Annotated in this window: 12 protein-coding genes; 7 read left to right on the top strand and 5 right to left on the bottom strand. The window is 72.6% G+C overall.

What is annotated here, in order from left to right:
• Positions 1–35: 35 nt before the first annotated feature.
• The 3 genes from ACZ7MX_RS20350 to panB all read right to left on the bottom strand — a co-directional run bounded on the left by ACZ7MX_RS20350 (position 36) and on the right by panB (position 3,623).
• Positions 36–866: an ABC transporter permease gene (locus ACZ7MX_RS20350; RefSeq protein ID WP_472134016.1), complete on the bottom strand. Its 831-nt coding sequence runs from the start codon at positions 864–866 to the stop codon at positions 36–38.
• On the bottom strand, positions 863–1,894 hold the full coding sequence (locus ACZ7MX_RS20345; protein WP_472134014.1) for an ATP-binding cassette domain-containing protein: 1,032 nt from the start codon (positions 1,892–1,894) through the stop codon (positions 863–865). The genes ACZ7MX_RS20350 and ACZ7MX_RS20345 overlap by 4 nt, the downstream gene beginning before the upstream one ends.
• 868 nt (positions 1,895–2,762) lie before the next feature.
• Complete coding sequence (gene panB / locus ACZ7MX_RS20340) at positions 2,763–3,623, bottom strand: 3-methyl-2-oxobutanoate hydroxymethyltransferase (protein ID WP_472134012.1); 861 nt, start codon at positions 3,621–3,623, stop codon at positions 2,763–2,765.
• Between the two features lie 241 nt (positions 3,624–3,864).
• Here panB and ACZ7MX_RS20335 point away from each other — a divergent pair, with 241 nt between their 5' ends.
• From ACZ7MX_RS20335 to ACZ7MX_RS20320, 4 genes are all read left to right on the top strand, one after another.
• Positions 3,865–5,493, top strand: coding sequence for an MFS transporter (locus ACZ7MX_RS20335; RefSeq protein ID WP_472134010.1), 1,629 nt, complete (start codon positions 3,865–3,867; stop codon positions 5,491–5,493).
• Entirely contained in the window at positions 5,490–6,194 is a 705-nt protein-coding gene (locus ACZ7MX_RS20330) for a TetR/AcrR family transcriptional regulator (RefSeq protein ID WP_472134008.1), read from the top strand. Before ACZ7MX_RS20335 ends, ACZ7MX_RS20330 begins: the two co-directional genes overlap by 4 nt.
• Before the next feature lie 210 nt (positions 6,195–6,404).
• Entirely contained in the window at positions 6,405–7,409 is a 1,005-nt protein-coding gene (locus tag ACZ7MX_RS20325; RefSeq protein ID WP_472134530.1) for an endonuclease/exonuclease/phosphatase family protein, read from the top strand.
• A 176-nt stretch (positions 7,410–7,585) separates the two neighbouring features.
• A complete protein-coding gene (locus ACZ7MX_RS20320) occupies positions 7,586–8,812 on the top strand; it encodes an MFS transporter (protein WP_472134006.1) in 1,227 nt (408 codons plus the stop codon).
• Positions 8,813–8,882: 70 nt separating this feature from the next.
• On the opposite strand, the gene ACZ7MX_RS20315 is transcribed toward ACZ7MX_RS20320, so the two are convergent.
• Complete coding sequence (locus tag ACZ7MX_RS20315) at positions 8,883–10,637, bottom strand: NAD+ synthase (RefSeq protein ID WP_472134004.1); 1,755 nt, start codon at positions 10,635–10,637, stop codon at positions 8,883–8,885.
• A gap of 100 nt (positions 10,638–10,737) precedes the next feature.
• Positions 10,738–12,720, bottom strand: a complete 1,983-nt coding sequence (locus tag ACZ7MX_RS20310) for a multicopper oxidase domain-containing protein (protein WP_472134002.1) — start codon at positions 12,718–12,720, stop codon at positions 10,738–10,740.
• A gap of 499 nt (positions 12,721–13,219) precedes the next feature.
• Between ACZ7MX_RS20310 and ACZ7MX_RS20305 the strand changes: the two genes are divergently transcribed.
• The 3 genes from ACZ7MX_RS20305 to ACZ7MX_RS20295 all read left to right on the top strand — a co-directional run bounded on the left by ACZ7MX_RS20305 (position 13,220) and on the right by ACZ7MX_RS20295 (position 18,894).
• The gene (locus ACZ7MX_RS20305) at positions 13,220–14,107 is read left to right on the top strand and encodes an alpha/beta fold hydrolase (RefSeq protein WP_472134000.1); all 888 of its coding nucleotides are present in this window, start codon (positions 13,220–13,222) and stop codon (positions 14,105–14,107) included.
• Positions 14,108–14,436: 329 nt separating this feature from the next.
• On the top strand, positions 14,437–15,798 hold the full coding sequence (glnA, locus tag ACZ7MX_RS20300; protein ID WP_360951714.1) for a type I glutamate--ammonia ligase: 1,362 nt from the start codon (positions 14,437–14,439) through the stop codon (positions 15,796–15,798).
• A 27-nt stretch (positions 15,799–15,825) separates the two neighbouring features.
• Positions 15,826–18,894, top strand: a complete 3,069-nt coding sequence (locus ACZ7MX_RS20295; protein WP_472133998.1) for a bifunctional [glutamine synthetase] adenylyltransferase/[glutamine synthetase]-adenylyl-L-tyrosine phosphorylase — start codon at positions 15,826–15,828, stop codon at positions 18,892–18,894.
• Positions 18,895–19,108 lie beyond the last annotated feature (214 nt).

The raw sequence follows: 19,108 nt of genomic DNA, 5'->3' as shown, positions 1-19,108 counted from the left end.
TGCCGCCCGCAGGGAAGCCCCCTGCGGGGCGTGCGTCAGGTCTTCGTGCGGAACTTCGCCACCGCGAGCGGCATGGTGACGGCCGTGATGGCCACCGTCCAGCCGAGGGTGACCAGCGCCGGGTGCGCCACCGCGCCCTCGTTGTTGAGCAGTGCACGGGCCGCGTCCGCCAGCGTGGAGAGCGGGTTGACCTTGGTGAAGCCCTCCAGCCAGCCGGGCATCGAGGTCGGCGGGGCGAAGATCGACGAGCCGAACTGCAACGGCATCAGCACGAGCATCGCCATGCCCTGGACCGCCTGAGGGGTCTTCACCGAGAGCCCCAACAGGATGAAGATCCACATCAGTGCCGCGCCGAAGGCCGTGGACAGCGCGACCGCGGCGAGGAAATCCAGGGCGCTGCCGCGGATTTCGAAGCCGAGCAGGAAGCCCATGCCGAGCAGGATCGCGATGGCGACCAGCATCCGGCCGATCTCCACGACGATCTTGGCTATCAGGACCGAGGAGCGGGCGATGGGCATCGTCCGGAAACGGTCCATCACGCCCTTGCGGAAGTCCTCGTTGACGCCGGTGCCGACCGCCATGGCGATGTTCATGCCCATCATCGCCATCATGCCGGGCACCAGCCGCTGGATGTAGTCGCCCTGGTGGTCCTTGCCGGCTATCGCACCGCCGAAGACGTAGGTGAACAGCAGGATGAAGACGACCGGCATCAGCAGGACGTCGAACATCGACTCCGGGTCCTGCTTGATCTGCAGGGCGTTGCGCCGCACCAGGGCACCGATGTGCCGCAGGTTGCCGCGCAGCCCGATCCGGCCCTCGTCCGCGCCGGGCTTGGTGAGCGGCGCCGTCATCGTCGCGGCAGTCATGCCGATACCTCCGCGTACTGCTGGTCTTCCGTCAGGTCGTCCGACTCCGGGGCGCCGGAGGTCTTCTGGCCCGTGATGGCCAGGAACACCTCGTCCAGGCTGGGCAGATGGGTCGATATCCCGGCCAGCGCGAAGCCGCGGCCGCCGAGCACCGCGACCACCGCGGTCAGCTGCTCGTCGCTGATGATCGGTACGTTGACCACACCCCCGGCGTGGTCAGCCGTCGCGCCCGCGATGCCGTCCAGCCCCGCCTGGGCGATCGCGCCGACCATCCGGTCCAGCTCCCCGGGGTCGGCCGGCCGGATCTGCAGGGTCCGCCCGCCGACCTTGGCCTTGAGCTCGTCGACCCGGCCCTCGGCGATCACCCGGCCGCGGTCGATGACCGTCAGCTCGTCCGCCAACTGCTCGGCCTCCTCCATGTATTGCGTGGTCAGCAGGACCGTGGCGCCCTCGCGGACCATCCGCTGGACCTCCTCCCACACCTCGTTGCGGGTGCGGGGGTCCAGGCCGGTGGTCGGCTCGTCCAGATAGAGCACGGCCGGCCGGCCGATCATCGAGGCGGCGAGGTCCAGCCGGCGGCGCATACCGCCGGAGTACTTGGCGGCGGGCCGCTTGGCGGCCTCGGTCAGCGAGAACCGCTCCAGCATCTCGTCCGCGCGGGCGCGGGCGTCCTTGCGGGAGAGGTCGAGCAACCGCCCGATCATGTAGAGGTTCTCCCAGCCGGAGAGCTTCTCGTCGACCGAGGCGTACTGCCCGGTCAGGCCGATCGTGCGGCGCAGCGCGCGGGGCTGGCGCACCACGTCGTAGCCCGCCACCACGGCACGGCCGGCGTCCGGCACCAGGAGGGTGGACAGGCAGCGCACGAGCGTGGTCTTGCCGGCGCCATTGGGGCCGAGCACGCCGAGTACGGTGCCTTCCTGCACGTCCAGGTCCACTCCGTCGACGGCCTTGACGTCGCCGAAGTGCTTGACCAGACCGCGCACCTCCACGGCGTTGCCGCCCTTGGTGGTCATCGTCTGTCGCGTCATGAGGTCAACGGTGCCAGGGCCCACCGACAACGTGCCGACATCCGGCCTACAGGGGTGCCTCCCACGTACCTGTCTGTTCCGCCGCGGGGGTTGCCGTTGTGCGCTTGCGGCGCGCCGCACGTACCCGTCTGTTCCGCCGCGGGGCTCGCTCGCCGTCGCGCTTTGCGGCGCCGCGGTACGTACTTGGCCGTCCCGCCGCGGGTCGTCTCGCCGTTGCGCCTGCGGCGGGCTGGGTGGTTGTCGGGTGCGGTGACTGGCCTACGGGGCCTGGTGTGTGGACTGCTGACGCTTTACGTCCACACACCAGGCCCCTCCGGCCTGTCCCCTCCCGTTTGGGGGAGTGTGCGGGTGAGTGGGGGCGCGCGTTGTTCCGCGAGCATCTGGTGTCGTGAGGTTTGGGGAATGCCTCGCCCGGCGCGTCGAGTTGTGGCCCCGCAGGGGGCCCTCGCGACCCTTACGGGTTCTGTTCGACCGTCCCGTAGGGGTACCCAGGCCCCCTTGCATGCCTCAACGCCCGCCCCCACCACCGCATTCCTTCTCCCCAACGGGAGGGGACGGGCCGGAGGGGCCTTGTTCGTGGACGTAAAGCGCCAGCAGTCCACGAACAAGGCCCCGGAGGTCCGTCACCGCACCCGACAATCACCCAGCCCGCCGCAGGCGCAACGGCGAGACGCCCCGCGGCGGGAAAGACGGCTACGTACGCGGCGCCGCAAAGCGCAACGGCGGCCAAGCCCCGCGGCGGGAAAGACAGCCACGTACGCGGCGCCGCAAAGCGCAACGGCGAGCGAGCCCCGCGGCGGGACAGACGGCTACGTACGCGGCGCCGCAAAGCGCAACGCCCCGCGGCGGGACAGCCAGGTACGTGGGATTACTGAAACGTGTGCTGCGGCGCAGGGAACGTGCCCTCCACGACCTCCTCGGCGAAGGCCTTGGCCGCGCCGCCGAGCAGTTCACGCATTTCGAGGTACTTCTTGACGAACTTCGGTACCCGGCCGGAGGTCATTCCGGCCATGTCGGTCCACACCAGGACCTGCGCGTCGCAGTCCAGGCCCGCGCCGATGCCGACGGTCGGGATGTGCAGGGAGCGGGTGACCTCGGCGGCCAGTTCGGCGGGGACCGCCTCCAGGACCACCGCGAACGCCCCCGCGTCCTGCACCGACTTGGCGTCCCGCAGGAGTTGCTGGGCGGCCTCTTCGCCGCGGCCCTGGACCGGGTAGCCGCCGAAGGCGTGTACCGACTGCGGGGTCAGTCCGACGTGTGCCATCACCGGGATGCCGGAGGAGACCAGCAGCTCCACCTGGTCCGCGGAGCGCTCACCGCCCTCCAGCTTGACCGCGCCGACCCCGGCCTCCTTCACCAGCCGGGTGGCGTTGCGCAGGGCCTGGACCGGCCCTTCCTGGTACGAGCCGAACGGCAGGTCCGCGACGACGAGGGAGCGCTTGGTCCCCCGGACGACGGCCGCGGAAAGGATCGCGATCTCGTCCATCGTGACCGGCACGGTGGACTCGTAACCGAGGTGACAGTTGCCCATCGAGTCGCCGACGAGCAGGACCGGGATCCCGGCCTCGTCGAAGACGGAGGCGGTCATCGCGTCGTAGGCGGTGAGCATCGGCCACTTCTCGCCGCGCTCCTTGGCGGCGGCGATGTCACGCACGGTGATCCGGCGCGAGCTCGTACCCCCGTACAGGGACTTGGGCACCGGCTTCTGGGCAGGCGAAGGCTGCGTCATGGTGACGGCTCCTGTTCGTCATCTCGAGGCACCCTGACGGTGTCCCCGGACTCCCCACCATGCTGGCACGAGCGCGCGGCAAAGGAAAAGGGAGGGCGCAGCGGGAGCCGGAACGCCGCAACCGCGGGAGAGTGGTACGTACGGCCGCCCCGCGGGGAATCGGCCGCGGAGTCGCTGTTTCCCTCTCACTGTTTCCTTATCAATACGGAACGGAACCGTATCGAAAAGCTAGGGTGTCGGCATGGCCACCTCATCCACCCCGCCGACCGCACCGGGCGGTCCGCCCGCCCGGCAGGTCCCCGACCGGGTGCACCGGCGCCGCTGGGCGATCCTGTCCGCCCTCATGCTCAGCCTGCTGATCGTGGTGCTGGACAACTCCATCCTCAACGTCGCCATGAAGACGATCGCCACGCCGGCCCCGCACGGCCTCGGCGCCACCCAGAGCGAACTGGAATGGGCGATCAACGCCTACACGCTGGTCTTCGCCGGGCTCCTGTTCACCGCCGGCCTGCTCGGCGACCGGCTCGGCCGCAAGAAGACGCTGCTCTTCGGTCTGGCGGTGTTCGGCACCGGCTCGGTGCTCGCCGCGTTCGCCGGCTCGCCGACCCAGCTGATCGCCTTCCGCGCCCTCATGGGCCTGGGCGGCGCCTTCGTCATGCCGGCCACCCTCGCCGTCCTGATGAACGTCTTCGAGCGCGACGAGCAGCCCAAGGCGATCGGCATCTGGGCCGGTGGGGTGGGCCTGGCCATCGCGATCGGCCCGATCGCCGGCGGTTTGCTGCTGAACCAGTTCTGGTGGGGCTCGGTGTTCCTGGTCAACGTGCCCATCGTGCTGATCGCGCTGACCGCCATGCTGATCCTGGTGCCCGACTCCAGGGACCCCAGCCCCGGCCGGCTGGACCCGGTCGGTGTGCTGCTCTCCGTCGTCGGACTGGTCCTGCTGGTCTACGGGATCATCAAGGGCGGCCAGCTCGCCGACTTCACCGAACCGCAGGTGATCGGCACGGTCGTGGCCGGCCTGGTGGTGCTCGCCGGGTTCGTCGTGCACCAGAAGCGCAGCGACCACCCGTCGATCGACGTCAACTATTTCCGCAAGCCCGCGTTCTCCGCCGCGATCGCCGCCATCGCCCTGGTCTTCTTCTCCCTGATGGGCGTCACGTTCTTCATCGTCTTCTACGTGCAGAGCGTGCGCGGCTACACCCCGCTCCAGGCCGGCCTGCTGCTCCTGCCGCTGGCCGCCGCCCAGATGATCTTCGCGCCGCGGGCCCGGCTGGCCGTGGACCGCTACGGCGCCCGCGCGGTGTGCACCTTCAGCATGTTCGTGGTGGCCGACACCATGCTGGGCCTGCTGCTGCTGGACACCCACACCCCGATATGGGTCATGGAGGCGCTGTTCTTCCTGCAGGGCGCCGGCATGGCGCACATCATGCCGCCGGTCACCGTCTCGATCATGCAGTCGCTGCCCCGCGAGAAGGCCGGTTCCGGCTCGGCGCTCAACAACGTCTTCCGGCAGGTCGGCGGCACCCTCGGCGTCGCCGTCCTGGGCTCGCTGCTGTCCACGAGCTACCGGGACCGCATCCAGGGCGTCCTCGACGCGGTGCCCGGACTGCCGGCCGGCGCCCGGCACGCGGCCGGGGAGTCGATCGAGGCCACCCTCGGCCTCGCGGACCGGATGGGCGCTCCGGGCCGGCCGCTGGTCATCGCCGCGAACGACGCCTTCGTCCACGCCATGCACGTCACCGCCCTCGGTTCGGCCACCGTCTCGGCCGTCGGCGCCCTGGTCGTGCTGGCCTTCCTGCCGGGCAAGAAGGGACCGGCGCCGCAGTCCGCGGAGCCGCAGGGCGAACGGACGGCGGGCGCAGCGCGATGAGCCGGGCGGCACGGGACCCCGGGGCGGCGGTGGCCGGGGCGGGGCCGGACCCGGCGGCACCGGAGCGCCGCGGCCGGCCGCGCAGCGCCGCGGCCGACTCCGCGATCATCGAGGCGGTGCTCCGCCTGATCGAGAACGGGGCGTCCATGGGCGAGCTGTCCATGGAAGGGATCGCCCGCGAGGCCGGCGTCGGCAAGGCCACGGTCTACCGCCGCTGGTCCGGCAAGGACGCCCTGATGCTGGACGTCATGCGGTCCCTGGACGCCCCGCTCCCGCCGCTGGACGGCGACTCGGTCCGCGACGACCTGGTGTCCCTGCTGGAATTCCTCCGCCGCCGCGGCCTGGCCAAACGGGACTCCGCGCTGCTGCGTACCGTCGTCAGCCACGTCCAGGCGCACCCGGAGCTGTGGGAGGAGTACCACCGCTCGGTCGTCCGGGCCCGCAACGAGGCGCTGCTCGCCGTCCTCCGCCGGGGGATGGCCAACGGCGAGATCCGCACCGACCGCCCCGTCGACACCCTCGCCGACCTCTTCGTCGGCCCGATACTGGCCCGGGCCTTCCTCCACAGGGGGAAGGACCTCCCCGAGGGGCTGGCCGAGGACATCGTCGACACGGTCCTCGACGGCGTACGGCCCCGCCCCCGGGCCGCGGCGGGCTGCGCGCCCGCCGGCCCGCCCGGGCCCGCGCACCGCGCCATATGACCGGACCGTGCCCGTTCTGTCACAGCCGTTGTCACGGACCCCGTGACCGGAACCCCACCCGGCAACCCCGCCGTCCTCCCCTCCGAAGAGCGCGCGGCACGGCCCGGCGCGAATCTAAGAAACCGCATTACGGCCATCACCTAGGGTCGGTGATCACGGGTGACAGCATCGGAGCAAGGCAGTGAGGACGGCGGAATGGCGCAGGCATACATGACGGAGCCGGAGCAGGGGCGGGGGCTCGAAGGGGCCGGTTCCCGGGCCGGACGCCTGCGGAACTGGTGGCGTCCCGACGGGATGTGGCGGCGCGGCATCGTGCTGGCGGTGCTGGCGGTGGTGCTCGGGCTGCTGATGATCCTGCACGCCCGGGTCCCCAACGACATCGGGAACCTGGGCAGCCTGCTGGAGACCTTCCTGCCGTGGCTCGGCCTGGGCATCCCGCTGCTGCTGCTCGCCGCGGTCCTGCGCCGCTCCGCGACCGCCCTGATCGCGCTGGTCCTGCCGGTCTTCGTCTGGGGCAACCTGTTCGCCGGGCAGCTCACGGACAAGGCCGGCACCGGCGGCAACGTCACCGTCGTCACCCACAACGTCAACGCCGACAACCCCGACCCGGCGGCCACCGCGCGGGACATCGTGCACTCCGGCGCGGATGTCGTCGCCCTGGAGGAGCTGACCGGCGACGCCCTGCCCACGTACCGCAAGGGCCTGGCGCAGGCGTACCCGTACCACACCGTGCAGGGCACGGTCGGCCTGTGGAGCAAGCTGCCGCTGAGCGACACCCGGCCGGTGGACATCAAGATGGGCTGGACCCGCGCGCTGCGCGCCACCGTCACCGCCACCGACGGCCAGCAGTTCGGCGTCTACGTGGCCCACCTGCCGTCGGTCCGGGTCAAGGTCGAGGCCGGCTTCACCGCCAACCAGCGCGACGGCAGCGCCGAGGCGCTGGGCGAGGCGATCGCCGCCGACCCGGTCAAGAAGGTCATGCTGCTCGGCGACCTCAACGGCACCATGAACGACCGCTCGCTGGCCCCGGTCACCTCGCAGATGCGCTCCGCCCAGGGCGCCGCCGGTGACGGCTTCGGCTTCAGCTGGCCGGCTGGCTTCCCGATGGCCCGGATCGACCAGATCATGATGAAGGGCATGGACCCGGTCAAGGCGTGGGTGATGCCCTCGACCGGCAGTGACCACCTTCCGGTCGCCGCCTCGGTCAAGGTGTGACGGGCGGACGCGGCCCCGTAACGTCCCGTTCCCCCGCTGGAATACTGCGCCTGGGAGACTTTGTTCCGTAAGAGAACTTAAGAGACCGTGGGAGTCCCGTGCGTCCTGCCCGACCGGCAGGACGCACGGCCACGTCTCTGCCCGCACGTACGGAACACGTCCCCGAAAGGTCTTCCATGCCCTTGGCTCTGCTCGCACTCGCGATCTCGGCCTTCGGTATCGGCACCACGGAATTCGTGATGATGGGCCTGCTGCCCGATGTCGCGGACGACCTGGGCACCTCGGTGCCCACCGCCGGCTACCTCGTCTCCGCCTACGCCCTCGGCGTCGTCATCGGCGCCCCGCTGCTGACCGCCCTCGGGTCCCGCATCCCCCGCAAGCGGATGCTCGTCCTGCTCATGGCGGTCTTCACGGTCGGCAATCTGGCCTCCGCCCTGGCCCCGAACTTCGGGCTCTTGATCGCCGGCCGGCTGCTGGCCGGCCTCCCGCACGGCGCCTTCTTCGGCGTCGGCGCGGTGGTCGCCGCCCGGCTGGTCCGCGAAGGCCGCCAGGCCCGCGCGGTCGCCACCATGTTCCTCGGCCTGACCATCGCCAACATCGTCGGCGTGCCCGCCGCCACCCTCCTCGGCCAGCGGCTCGGCTGGCGCGCCACCTTCCTGATCGTGGCCGCCATCGGACTGATCGCCATGGCCTCGCTGGCCCGCCTGATCCCGCCGCTGCCCGCCGAGGAACGCACCGGCCTGGCCCGCGAACTGCGCGCGCTCGGCAACCGCCAGGTGCTCCTCGGCCTGCTGACCACGGTCTTCGGCTTCGCCGGCATCTTCGCCGTCTACAGCTACCTGGCGTCGATGCTGACCCGGGTCACCGGCCTCGCCGAGAGCTCGGTCCCGCTCGTGCTCGCCCTCTTCGGCATCGGCATGACCCTCGGTGCGCTCGCCGCCGGCCCGCTCACCGACCGCGCACTGCGCCCCACCCTCTACGGCTCCCTCGCGGGGCTGGCCCTGGTCCTGGCGGCCCTGCACCTCGCCGCCCCGGTGGCGTGGGCCGCCATGGTCACCGTCGTCCTCGTCGGCGCGATCGGCTTCCTGACCACCACGCCCCTGCAGATGCTGGTCATGAACAAGGCCCACCAGGCCCCCACCCTGGCCGCCGCCTCCAACCAGTCCGCCTTCAACCTCGCCAACGCGGGCGGCGCCTGGGCCGGCGGGCTGGCCCTCTCGGCCGGCTGGGGCTGGACCTCCCCGGCCCTGGTCGGCGCCGTGCTGGCCGCCCTCGGCCTGGCCGTCGCGGTGACCGCCGGCCTGCTGGACCGGGCGCCGCACGACCCCTCACGCATCGTGGCCCGCAGCGACGACGCCCCGGCCCCGGCCGAGGCGGGCGCCCGGACCGGCGGCGGGTCGTAACCGGCCGGCGCCCCGCGACCGGCCGGCCACCCCGGGGGAGGCGCCCCCGGGCGAAGCGCCCCCAGGGCCCTCAGCGGCCCTCGCGCCAGTGGTTGGTGATCGGCAGCCGGCGGTCCTTGCCGAAGCCCTTCGCGGAGATCTTGGGGCCCGGCGGGTACTGCCGGCGCTTGTACTCGGCGTGGTCGACCATCCGCAGGACCCGGGTGACCAGCGCGGCGTCATAGCCCTGGGCGACGATGTCGGCGTGGCCGCGGTCCCGGTCGACGTAGAGCTCCAGGATCCCGTCCAGCACGCCGTAGTCGGGCAGCGAGTCGGTGTCGACCTGGCCGGGGCGGAGCTCCGCGCTCGGCGGCTTGGTGAGGGTGTGCTCCGGGATCGGCGGGGTCCGGCCACGGTCCGCGGCGGCCTGGTTGCGCCACCGGGCCAGCTCGTAGACCACGGATTTGTAGACGTCCTTGATGGGGCCGTAGCCGCCCACCGAGTCCCCGTAGAGCGTCGAATAGCCGCAGGCCAGCTCGGACTTGTTGCCGGGGGCGAGGACCAGGTGGCCCTCCTGGTTGGAGATCCCCATCAGGGTCGTGCCGCGCAGCCGGGACTGGAGGTTCTCCTCCGCGAGACCGGTCAGGGAGAGCGAGTCCATGTAGGCGTCGAACATCGGCCCGATCGGGACCGTACGGAACGCCAGGCCGGTCCGGCGGGCGAGTTCGGCCGCGTCGCTGAGCGAGTGCTCGGAGGAGTAGCGCGACGGCATCGCCACCGCGTGCACCTGCGCGGCGCCCAGCGCGTCACAGGCGATCGTGGCGACGAGGGCCGAGTCGATGCCCCCGGAGAGACCGACCACGACGCTGGAGAAGCCGTTCTTGGCCACGTACGCGCGCAGGCCGACGACCAGCGCGGTGTAGATCTCCTCCAGGTCGACGAGGCGTTCGGCCTCCCCGCCGGGGCTCTGCGGCGGGTACGCCGGCAGCGGGTCGGCGGAGAGCACGAGGTGGTCCACGCGCAGTCCGTCGTCCAGCACACCGGCCGGCGGCTCCGGCGCCGCCGCGGGCAGGTCCAGGTCGACCAGCACACAGCCCTCCGCGAACTGCGGCGCCCGCGCGATCACCCCGCCGTCCTTGTCCACCACGATCGAGTCGCCGTCGAAGACCAGCTCGTCCTGGGCGCCGATCATGGCGAGGTAGGCCGTGGCGCAGCCGGCCTCCTGCGCCCGCTTGCCGACCAGCTCCAGCCGGGTGTCGTCCTTGTCCCGCTCGTACGGGGAGGCGTTGATGGACAGCAGCAGCCCGGCCCCCGCACTGCGGGTCGCCGGCACCCGGCCGCCGTCCTGCCACAGGTCCTCGCAGATGGCCAGCGCGATGTCGATGCCGTGCAGCCGGACGACGGGCAGCGTGTCGCCGGGCACGAAGTAGCGGAACTCGTCGAAGACGCCGTAGTTGGGCAGGTGGTGCTTGGCGAAGGAGAGCGCGATGCCGCCCCGGTGCAGTACCGCGGCGGCGTTCTGCGGGGCGCCGGCCGGGCGTCCGTAGCGCGGCCGGTCCTGCTCGCAGCGGTCGAGATAGCCGACGACGACGGGGAGTTCGCCCAGGCCCTCGTCGGCCAGCCGGCCGGCCAGCGCCCGCAGCGCGGCCCGGCTCGCCTCGACGAACGACGGGCGCAGCGCGAGGTCCTCGACGGGATAGCCGGTGAGCGCCATCTCGGGGAACGCGACGAGATGGGCGCCCTGGTCGGCGGAGTGCCGGGTCCAGCGCACGATCGTCTCGGCGTTCTGCGCGAGGTCCCCGACGCAGGAATCGATCTGATTGAGGGCGAGGCGGAGTTGAGGCACCCCGCCAGTGTAATCGTCTTTCTGACGCAATGTGGGGGAGAGGCGGAAGGGCGGGCCCTGGCCGGCGTCCGGGGGAGGGCGCCGGCCGGCCGTCCGGCCGCTACGAGCGGTAGCCCAGGATCGTCATCATCCCCGACTCCGAGTGGTAGATGTTGTGGCAGTGGACCATCCACAGCCCCGGATTGTCGGCGTCGAAATCGACCGCCAGCCGCCGCCCCGGCAGCATGATCGTGGTGTCCTTCCGGGGCCCGCCGTGCGGCAGCGTGAAGTGGTGCCCGTGCAGATGCATCGGATGCCACATCCGGGTGTGGTTGCGGAAGACGATCCGCACCCGCTCACCGGACCGCACGGGGTAGCGCTGGTACGGGGAGTACGGCCGGCCGTTGATCGCCCAGTTGTAGCGGGCCATGTTGCCGGTGAGGGTCATGTCGATGACGCGGTCGGGGCGGCGCGACGAGAGCCGTGCGGAGGCGGCCGCCTTGAGGCGGTCCGCGGTCATCAGCCTGCCGCGCAGCTCCGCGGGCCGGTCGGACGGGCCGGGCGCGGCGCCGCGCGCGGTCCGCAGCACGGCCAGCGCGGAACGGTTCCGCTTGCCCTCGGCGAGCGCGGTCAGCGGGAAGACGCCGTCCTCGGCGGTGACCAGGACGTCGTAGCGCTCGCCCACACCGAGCAGCAGCGCGTCCGTCGTGGCGTGCCGTACGGGGTAGCCGTCGGTGTGGGTCACGGTCATCCGGTGGCCGCCGAGCGCGACCCGGTAGGACGTGTCCCCGCCCGCGTTGATGAACCGGATGCGGATCCGGTCGCCGGGCCGGGCGCGGTAGGTGTGCGGGTGCCGGGCGGTACGGCCGTTGATGAGGTGGAGCGGGTGGTCCACCGAGCCCGGGTCGCCCCAGAGCCGCCGGTGCCCGCCGAACAGCCGCCGCGCCGAGCCGTGCTCGTGCCCACGCCGGTGGCCGTGCTCGTGCCCGTGGTCGCCCTTGCCGTGCCCGTGCCCATCGTGCCCGTGCCGGGTGGCGGTCCCGCCGCCGCCCTTCCCGTCGTCCCCCATGTCCATGCCCATACCGCCCATGTGGCCCATGCCCCCGCCGTGCCGGCCCGCGCGCTTGAGGAATCCGGCCAGGACGGCGTCCGGGGTGCGGCCGTCGATCCCGTCGATCCAGTCGTCGATCAGGACGACCCACTCCCGGTCGTACGAGAGCGGCTCCCGGGGGTCCTCGACGATCACCGGCGCGTACAGCCCGCGGTCCAACTGCACGCCGACGTGCGGATGCAGCCAGTGCGTACCGGGCTCGGTGACCATGACGCGGTAGTCGTAGGAGCCGCCGGGCCGGATGGCCCGCTGGGTGAGGTCGGGGACGCCGTCCATGTCGTTGCGCACGTGCAGCCCGTGCCAGTGGACGGTGGTGGACTGCGGCAGGTGGTTGTGCAGGGTCAGCGCGATCCGCTCGCCCGCGGTGACCCGGATCTCCTTGCCCGGCAGTTCGTCGCCGTACGCCCAGGTCCTGACGGTCCGGCCGCCGCCCAGTTCGATCCGGGTCGCGGCGGCGGTCAGGGTGAAGTGCCGGACGGGTCCCGTGCCGCGCTCGCGCTCGCACTCGGCCACCTCGGGGCCGTCCGGGTCGACATAGCCCCGCGGGGGCCTCCCGCCGGAACCACCGCCGTGGGAGCCGTGCGCCCCATGGGATTCGTGGGAGCCGTGCGTGCCGTGGGAGCCGTGCGCGTCATGGTCCTTGTGGGTGTGCGGTGCCGGACCGCCGGCCGGGCCGTGCAGGCCGGGGGAGCCGTGCGCGCTGGGGGACGCGTGCGGGCGGCGGGAGGGGTGGGCGCCGTACAGACCGGCCTTGACGTCCGGGCCGGAGCCGGTGTCCGGCGTGCCGCAGGCGGCCAGCAGCCCGCTGCCGGCGACCGCGGCCCCCGCACCGAGCAGGGCGCGCCGCGAGGGCGTCCGCGGGCCGGCGGGCCGAGCGTCACCCGGCGCATCGGACCGGCCTTCCGGCCGTACGTCCGACGGGCCTTCCGGCGGGCGTGGCGACGGGTCACCGGACGGGTCGTCGTGCAGGGCAGGGCGCTGCGAATCGCGCATGGAAGAGAGCACCTCGAAACGGTGTCGGTGTGAGCAGGGTCGGCTGCGGGTCGGCTGACGGGTTTCCGCCGCGGACTCCCGGGGACGTCGGCGGCGGGGCGCGCTACTGGGCGCGCGGCACCGACGAGGGGGCGGGGAATATGGGGCGCGGCGGCGCAGATATCGGCCACCGGCCGGGCAGCAGACCCGCGCGTACCGTCCTCGTGCACCGCGGCAGCCGGCCGCACCACGCGGCGGCGGCCGTGCCCTGTGCACGCATCGCGGACCTCCCGACGAGGACGGCGGACACCGGAGGGGGCCGCCGGTTCGCACCCTACCCCCGAGGGGTATGACCCTCCACCGGAGCGCCGCCGAACGGGGCGTCGCCCGCCTATCCTTGGCCTTCCCGCCCCACCGGCGGGCCCCGGGCACCTCCGGCGCGGCCGGGAACCCCCGTACGGCCGGCCGGGTCCGCCCGAGCACCCGGATGTCCGTGACCGGTACAGGAGATCCCCCACCGATGAGCAGCCACCGCCTTCCCACCCCCGGCCGGTTCGTGCGCGTCGACGGGGTGCCGCTGCACGTCGTCACGGAGGGCTCAGGGCCGCTCTGCGTGCTCAGCGGCGGCCTCGGCATGGCGTGGTTCGACTGGGACGCGGTCGCCGCGCTGCTCGCCCCGCACCGCACCGTCGTCCGCTTCGACCGCCCCGGCCTCGGACTCAGCGCCCGGGCGCCCGCGCCGCCCACCCTGGCCGCCGAGGCGGACCGGATCGCCCGGCTCCTCGACGCGCTCGGCCACCGCGGCCCGGCCACCGTCGTCGGCCACTCCCTCGCCGGGTTCCACGCCGAGGCGTTCGCCCGGCTCCACCCGGACCGCTGCGCCGGGGTCGTCCTCGTCGACGGCAGCATCGAGGAGGACCCGCGGCCCCTCCTGCCGCGGGCGGTGCGGACGGCCTGGGCCGGCGGGGTGGCCGGGGTGCTCTCCGCGGCCGGTCTGCCGCGCGCCCTGGGCCCGGCCGCCCGCCGCCTGGTGGGCCGCGCCTCGACGGTCGGCAGCCATCCGCCGCACCCCTGGGAGCGGGCCGGCTACCGCACCAGCCGGGTCGCCCGGGCCTGCGTCCTGGAGAACGCCACCTACCCCTACCAGGCCGCCGAACTCGCCGCGCTGCGCCGGGACCGCCCGATGCCACCCGTCCCGGTGACGGTCCTGGCGGCCTACGACGGCAGCGAGACCGCCGGCCGGCTGCGCTGGCTGGAGCGGCAGCGGGCACTGGCCGCGGAGCTCGGCGGGCGGTTCGCCCTCGCCGCGCCCGCGGGCCACCTGGTGATGGCCGACGTCCCGGAATCCGTGGTCCACGCCGTCCTGGACCTCACCGGCACCGGCCGGGACACCGCCCCGCTCGGGTAGCCCCGTAGGCACCCGCCGTCCCCGCCCGGTCACGACCCGGCAACCGTCGGCGACCGGCACGGAACGCCCCGCTCAACAGCTGGTCAACGGCCCCTCAGGGCCGCTTCAAGAGTGGGCCAAGCGACCCGATTGCCGCCGCCGGCCGCGCTGAGCTTGCTCGCTGCGGGAAAGGATGCGGGAAGGAAGCGGAGCGGGGGTTACGGGTCAACGGTTCTGGTTCAGGCCAAGGGTGCGTAATGTGACGGTAACCCCCTCACGTGATACTGGTTGCCACGCGCGTCGTTCGACGTACGTGGACAGGCCGATTGACCTGCAAGGATTGGTGACCCATGGACAAGCAGCAGGAGTTTGTGCTCCGGACGCTGGAAGAGCGCGACATCCGCTTCGTCCGGCTGTGGTTCACCGATGTGCTCGGCTTCCTGAAGTCGGTGGCCGTCGCGCCCGCCGAGCTGGAGCAGGCCTTCGACGAGGGCATCGGTTTCGACGGGTCGGCCATCGAAGGGTTCGCCCGGGTGTACGAATCCGACATGATCGCCAAGCCCGACCCCGGCACCTTCCAGATCCTGCCCTGGCGCGCCGAGGCCCCCGGCACCGCCCGGATGTTCTGCGACATCCTGATGCCGGACGGCTCACCCTCCTACGCCGACCCCCGGTACGTCCTCAAGCGGATCCTGGCGAAGACCTCCGACCTCGGCTTCACCTTCTACACCCACCCCGAGATCGAGTTCTTCCTGCTCAAGGACAAGCCCGTGGACGGCTCCCGGCCGATCCCCGGCGACTCCTCCGGCTACTTCGACCACACCCCGCAGAACGTCGGCATGGACTTCCGCCGCCAGGCGATCACCATGCTGGAGTCGATGGGCATCTCGGTGGAATTCAGCCACCACGAGGGCGCCCCCGGCCAGCAGGAGATCGACCTCCGGTACGCCGACGCGCTCTCCACCGCCGACAACATCATGACCTTCCGGCTGGTCATGAAGCAGGTCGCACTGGAGCAGGGCGTCCAGGCGACGTTCATGCCCAAGCCGTTCTCCGAGTACCCCGGCTCCGGCATGCACACCCACCTCTCCCTCTTCGAGGGCGACCGCAACGCCTTCCACGAATCCGGCGCGGAGTACCAACTCTCCAAGGTGGGCCGCTCGTTCATCGCCGGACTGCTGAAGCACGCCGGCGAGATCTCCGCCGTCACCAACCAGTGGGTCAACTCCTACAAGCGCATCTGGGGCGGCACCAACCGCACCGCCGGCGCCGGCGGCGAGGCCCCCTCGTACATCTGCTGGGGCCACAACAACCGCTCCGCCCTGATCCGCGTCCCGATGTACAAGCCCGGCAAGATGGGCTCCACCCGGGTCGAGGTCCGCTCGATCGACTCCGGCGCCAACCCCTACCTCACCTACGCCGTCCTGCTCGCCGCCGGCCTCAAGGGCATCGAGGAGGGCTACGAGCTGCCGGCCGGCGCCGACGACGACGTCTGGGCGCTGACCGACTCCGAGCGCCGGGCGATGGGCATCGAGCCGCTGCCGCAGAACCTCGGCGAGGCCATCGAGCTCATGGAGCGCAGCGAACTCGTCGCCGAAACCCTCGGCGAGCACGTCTTCGACTTCTTCCTCCGCAACAAGAAGCAGGAGTGGGAGGAGTACCGCTCGGAGGTCACCGCCTTCGAGCTGCGCAAGATGCTGCCCGTGCTCTGAGCCACCGCGCCACCGAGAGGCTGGACCATGGCACTACCCGCTCCGCAGGGACGGCGGAGCAGCACGTTCGGCCGGCTGCTGAGGCACGGGTTCACCGACCCCTCGGCGGCCGGGGAACTGCTCGACGCCCCCGGACTCGCCGCCGTCCGCGACGACTCGGTCCTCCTGGAGGCCTTCGGCGGCACCGCCGACCCCGACCTGGCCCTGCGGGGTCTGGTCCGGCTGGTGGAGGCGCTGCCGGAGGACGAGCAGCAGGCGCTGCTGAGCACCCTCGTCGCCGCGAAACCCCTGCGCGACCGGCTGCTCGGCGTCCTGGGCGCCTCCGAGGCGCTCGCCGACCACCTCGCCCGCCACCCCGGCGACTGGCGGTCGCTGGTCACCTACGAGTCGGCCGACCTGCACCCGACCACCCCCGAGTTCGAGCAGGCGCTCGCCGAGGGCATCTGGGGCGAGCAGGGCGCCGGCCGGCCCCGCGCCGACGCGCTGCGCGCCGCCTACCGCCGGGCCCTCCTCGGCATCGCGGCCCGCGACGTGTGCGGCACGACGGACGTCGCCGAGGCCGCGGCCGAACTCGCCGACCTGGCCACCGCCACCGTCCGCGCCGCCCTGCAGATCTCCTACGAAGAGGCCCCCGGCGACGCCGCGGTCTGCCGGCTGGCCGTCATCGCCATGGGCAAATGCGGCGGCCGGGAGCTCAACTACGTCTCCGACGTCGACGTCATCTTCGTCGCCGAGGCCAAGGACGGCGTCGACGAGGCCAAGGCACTGCAGGCCGCGACCCGGATCGCCGCCCGGATGATGCAACTGTGCTCGGACAACACCGTCGAGGGCACGATCTGGCCGGTCGACGCCAACCTGCGCCCCGAAGGCCGCAACGGGCCCCTGGTACGCACCCTCAGCAGCCACCTCGCCTACTACCAGCGCTGGGCCAAGACCTGGGAGTTCCAGGCACTGCTCAAGGCCCGCCCGATGGCCGGCGACCTCGGCCTGGGCCAGGAGTACGTCGACGCGCTCGCCCCGATGGTGTGGGAGGTGGCCGAACGGGACAACTTCGTCTCCGACGTCCGCCAGATGCGCCGCCGGGTCGTCGAGAACATCCCCGCGGCGCAGATCGAACGCGAACTCAAACTCGGCCCCGGCGGCCTGCGCGACGTCGAATTCGCCGTCCAGCTCCTCCAGTTGGTGCACGGCCGCAGCGACGCCACCCTGCGCAGCGCCACCACCCTGGACGCCCTGGCCGCCCTCGCGGCCGGCGGCTACGTAGGACGGCAGGACGCCGCCGCCCTGGACGCCGCCTACCGCTTCCTGCGCACCCTCGAACACCGCATCCAGCTGTTCCGCCTCCGCCGCACCCATCTGATGCCCGAGGACGAGGCCGAACTCCGCCGCCTGGCACGGTCGTTGGGACTGCGGACCGAGCCCGTCGACACCCTCCGCAGGGAGTGGCGCTGGCACGCCAGGGAGGTGCGCCGACTGCACGAGAAGCTCTTCTACCGCCCCCTGCTCGACGCCGTCGCCCATCTGGAACCCGGCGAGGCCCGGCTGTCGGCCAAGGCCGCCGGTCACCGCCTCGAAGCGCTCGGCTACGCCGACCCGGTGGCCGCACTGCGCCACCTGGAGGCGCTGGCGTCCGGCGTGACCCGTAAGGCCGCCATCCAGCGGACCCTCCTCCCGGTACTGCTCGCCTGGTTCGCCGACTCCGCCGACCCGGACGCCGGACTGCTCAACTTCCGCAAGGTCTCCGACGCACTCGGCAAGACCCCCTGGTACCTCCGGCTGCTGCGCGACGAGGGCGCGGCCGCCGAGAACCTCGCCCGGGTGCTCTCGGCCGGCCGCCTCGCCCCCGACCTGCTCCTCCGCGCCCCCGAGGCGGTGGCCCTCCTCGGCGCCCCGGACGGCCTCCAGCCCCGCAGCCGCGCCGCCCTGGAACAGGAGGTGCTGGCCGCGGTCGGCCGCGCGGACGGCGCGGAGGCGGCGGTCGCGGTGGCCCGCGGGGTCCGCCGCCGGGAGATGTTCCGCACCGCCGCGTCCGACGTGATCGGCGCGTACGGCACGGAGTTCAGCCCCGCCGACACCGATCACGGCCACTCCGTCGACGCGGTCGGCTCCGCACTCTCCGACCTCAACGCCGCCACCCTCGCCGGTGCGCTGCGCGCCGCGGTCCGCGCGCAGTGGGGCGACACCCTGCCCACCCGCTTCGCGGTGATCGGCATGGGCCGCTTCGGCGGCCACGAGCTGAGCTACGGCTCGGACGCCGACGTCCTCTTCGTCCACGAACCCCGCGAGGGAGCCGACGAACAGGAAGCCGCCAAGGCCGCCCACGCGGTCGCCAACGAAATGCGCCGACTGCTCCAACTCCCCTCCTCCGACCCGCCGTTGCTCATCGACGCCGACCTCCGCCCGGAAGGCCGCACCGGCCCCCTCGTACGCACCCTCGCCTCCTACGCGGCCTACTACCGGCGCTGGTCGCTGGTCTGGGAAGCACAGGCCCTGCTGCGCGCCGAACCGGTCGCCGGCGACCCCGACCTCGGGCAGCGCTTCATCGAGCTGATCGACCCGCTGCGCTACCCGGCCGAGGGCCTGGGCGACGAGGCGGTGCGCGAGATCCGCAAGCTCAAGGCCCGCATGGAGTCCGAACGGCTGCCCCGCGGCGCGGACCCGACCACCCACGCCAAACTGGGCCGCGGCGGCCTGAGCGACGTCGAGTGGACGGTCCAGCTGCTCCAGATGCAGCACGGCTGGGAGATCCCCGGCCTGCGCACCACCCGCACCCGCGAGGCCCTGTCCGCCGCCCACGCGGCCGGGCTGATCGCCACGGAGGACGCCCAGATACTGGACGAGGCGTGGGTCCTGGCGGCCCGGGTCCGCAACGCGGTGATGCTCGTACGCGGCCGCCCCGGCGACACGTTCCCGGTCGACGGCCGGGAACTGGCCGCCGTCGGCCGCTACCTCGGCTACGAGGACGGCCTCAGCCGCCGCCCCACCGAAAACAACCGCGGCCCCGAGGCCTCCGGCCGCAGCGGCGAAATGATCGACGACTACCGCCGCATCACCCGCCGGGCCCGCAGCGTCGTGGAGCGACTTTTTTACTCCTGACCCGTCCGCTGCGCTTTGCGGCGCCGCCCACGTACCTGGCTGTCCCGCCGCGGTGGTTTCTCGCCGTTGTGCTTTGCGGCGCCGCGTACGTGGCTGTCTGCGGCGCCGCGGGGCGTCTGGCCGTTGCGCCTGCGGCGGGCTGGGTTTGTGGTGGGTGCGGTGACGGGCCTCCGGGGCCTTGTTCGTGGACTGCTGGCGCTTTACGTCCACGAAC

The organism is Streptomyces sp. NPDC107765 (genome assembly GCF_055657085.1).
This window is presented reverse-complemented; position numbering and strand designations above follow the sequence as displayed.

Bases quoted from the DNA above. Each gene is read 5' to 3' on its own strand.
- ACZ7MX_RS20350 (WP_472134016.1), bottom strand. From the start codon at position 866: ATGACTGCCGCGACGATGACGGCGCCGCTCACCAAGCCCGGCGCGGAC.
- ACZ7MX_RS20345 (WP_472134014.1), bottom strand. From the start codon at position 1,894: ATGACGCGACAGACGATGACCACCAAGGGCGGCAACGCCGTGGAGGTG.
- panB (WP_472134012.1), bottom strand. From the start codon at position 3,623: ATGACGCAGCCTTCGCCTGCCCAGAAGCCGGTGCCCAAGTCCCTGTAC.
- ACZ7MX_RS20335 (WP_472134010.1), top strand. From the start codon at position 3,865: ATGGCCACCTCATCCACCCCGCCGACCGCACCGGGCGGTCCGCCCGCC.
- ACZ7MX_RS20330 (WP_472134008.1), top strand. From the start codon at position 5,490: ATGAGCCGGGCGGCACGGGACCCCGGGGCGGCGGTGGCCGGGGCGGGG.
- ACZ7MX_RS20325 (WP_472134530.1), top strand. From the start codon at position 6,405: ATGACGGAGCCGGAGCAGGGGCGGGGGCTCGAAGGGGCCGGTTCCCGG.
- ACZ7MX_RS20320 (WP_472134006.1), top strand. From the start codon at position 7,586: ATGCCCTTGGCTCTGCTCGCACTCGCGATCTCGGCCTTCGGTATCGGC.
- ACZ7MX_RS20310 (WP_472134002.1), bottom strand. From the start codon at position 12,720: ATGCGCGATTCGCAGCGCCCTGCCCTGCACGACGACCCGTCCGGTGAC.
- ACZ7MX_RS20305 (WP_472134000.1), top strand. From the start codon at position 13,220: ATGAGCAGCCACCGCCTTCCCACCCCCGGCCGGTTCGTGCGCGTCGAC.
- glnA (WP_360951714.1), top strand. From the start codon at position 14,437: ATGGACAAGCAGCAGGAGTTTGTGCTCCGGACGCTGGAAGAGCGCGAC.
- ACZ7MX_RS20295 (WP_472133998.1), top strand. From the start codon at position 15,826: ATGGCACTACCCGCTCCGCAGGGACGGCGGAGCAGCACGTTCGGCCGG.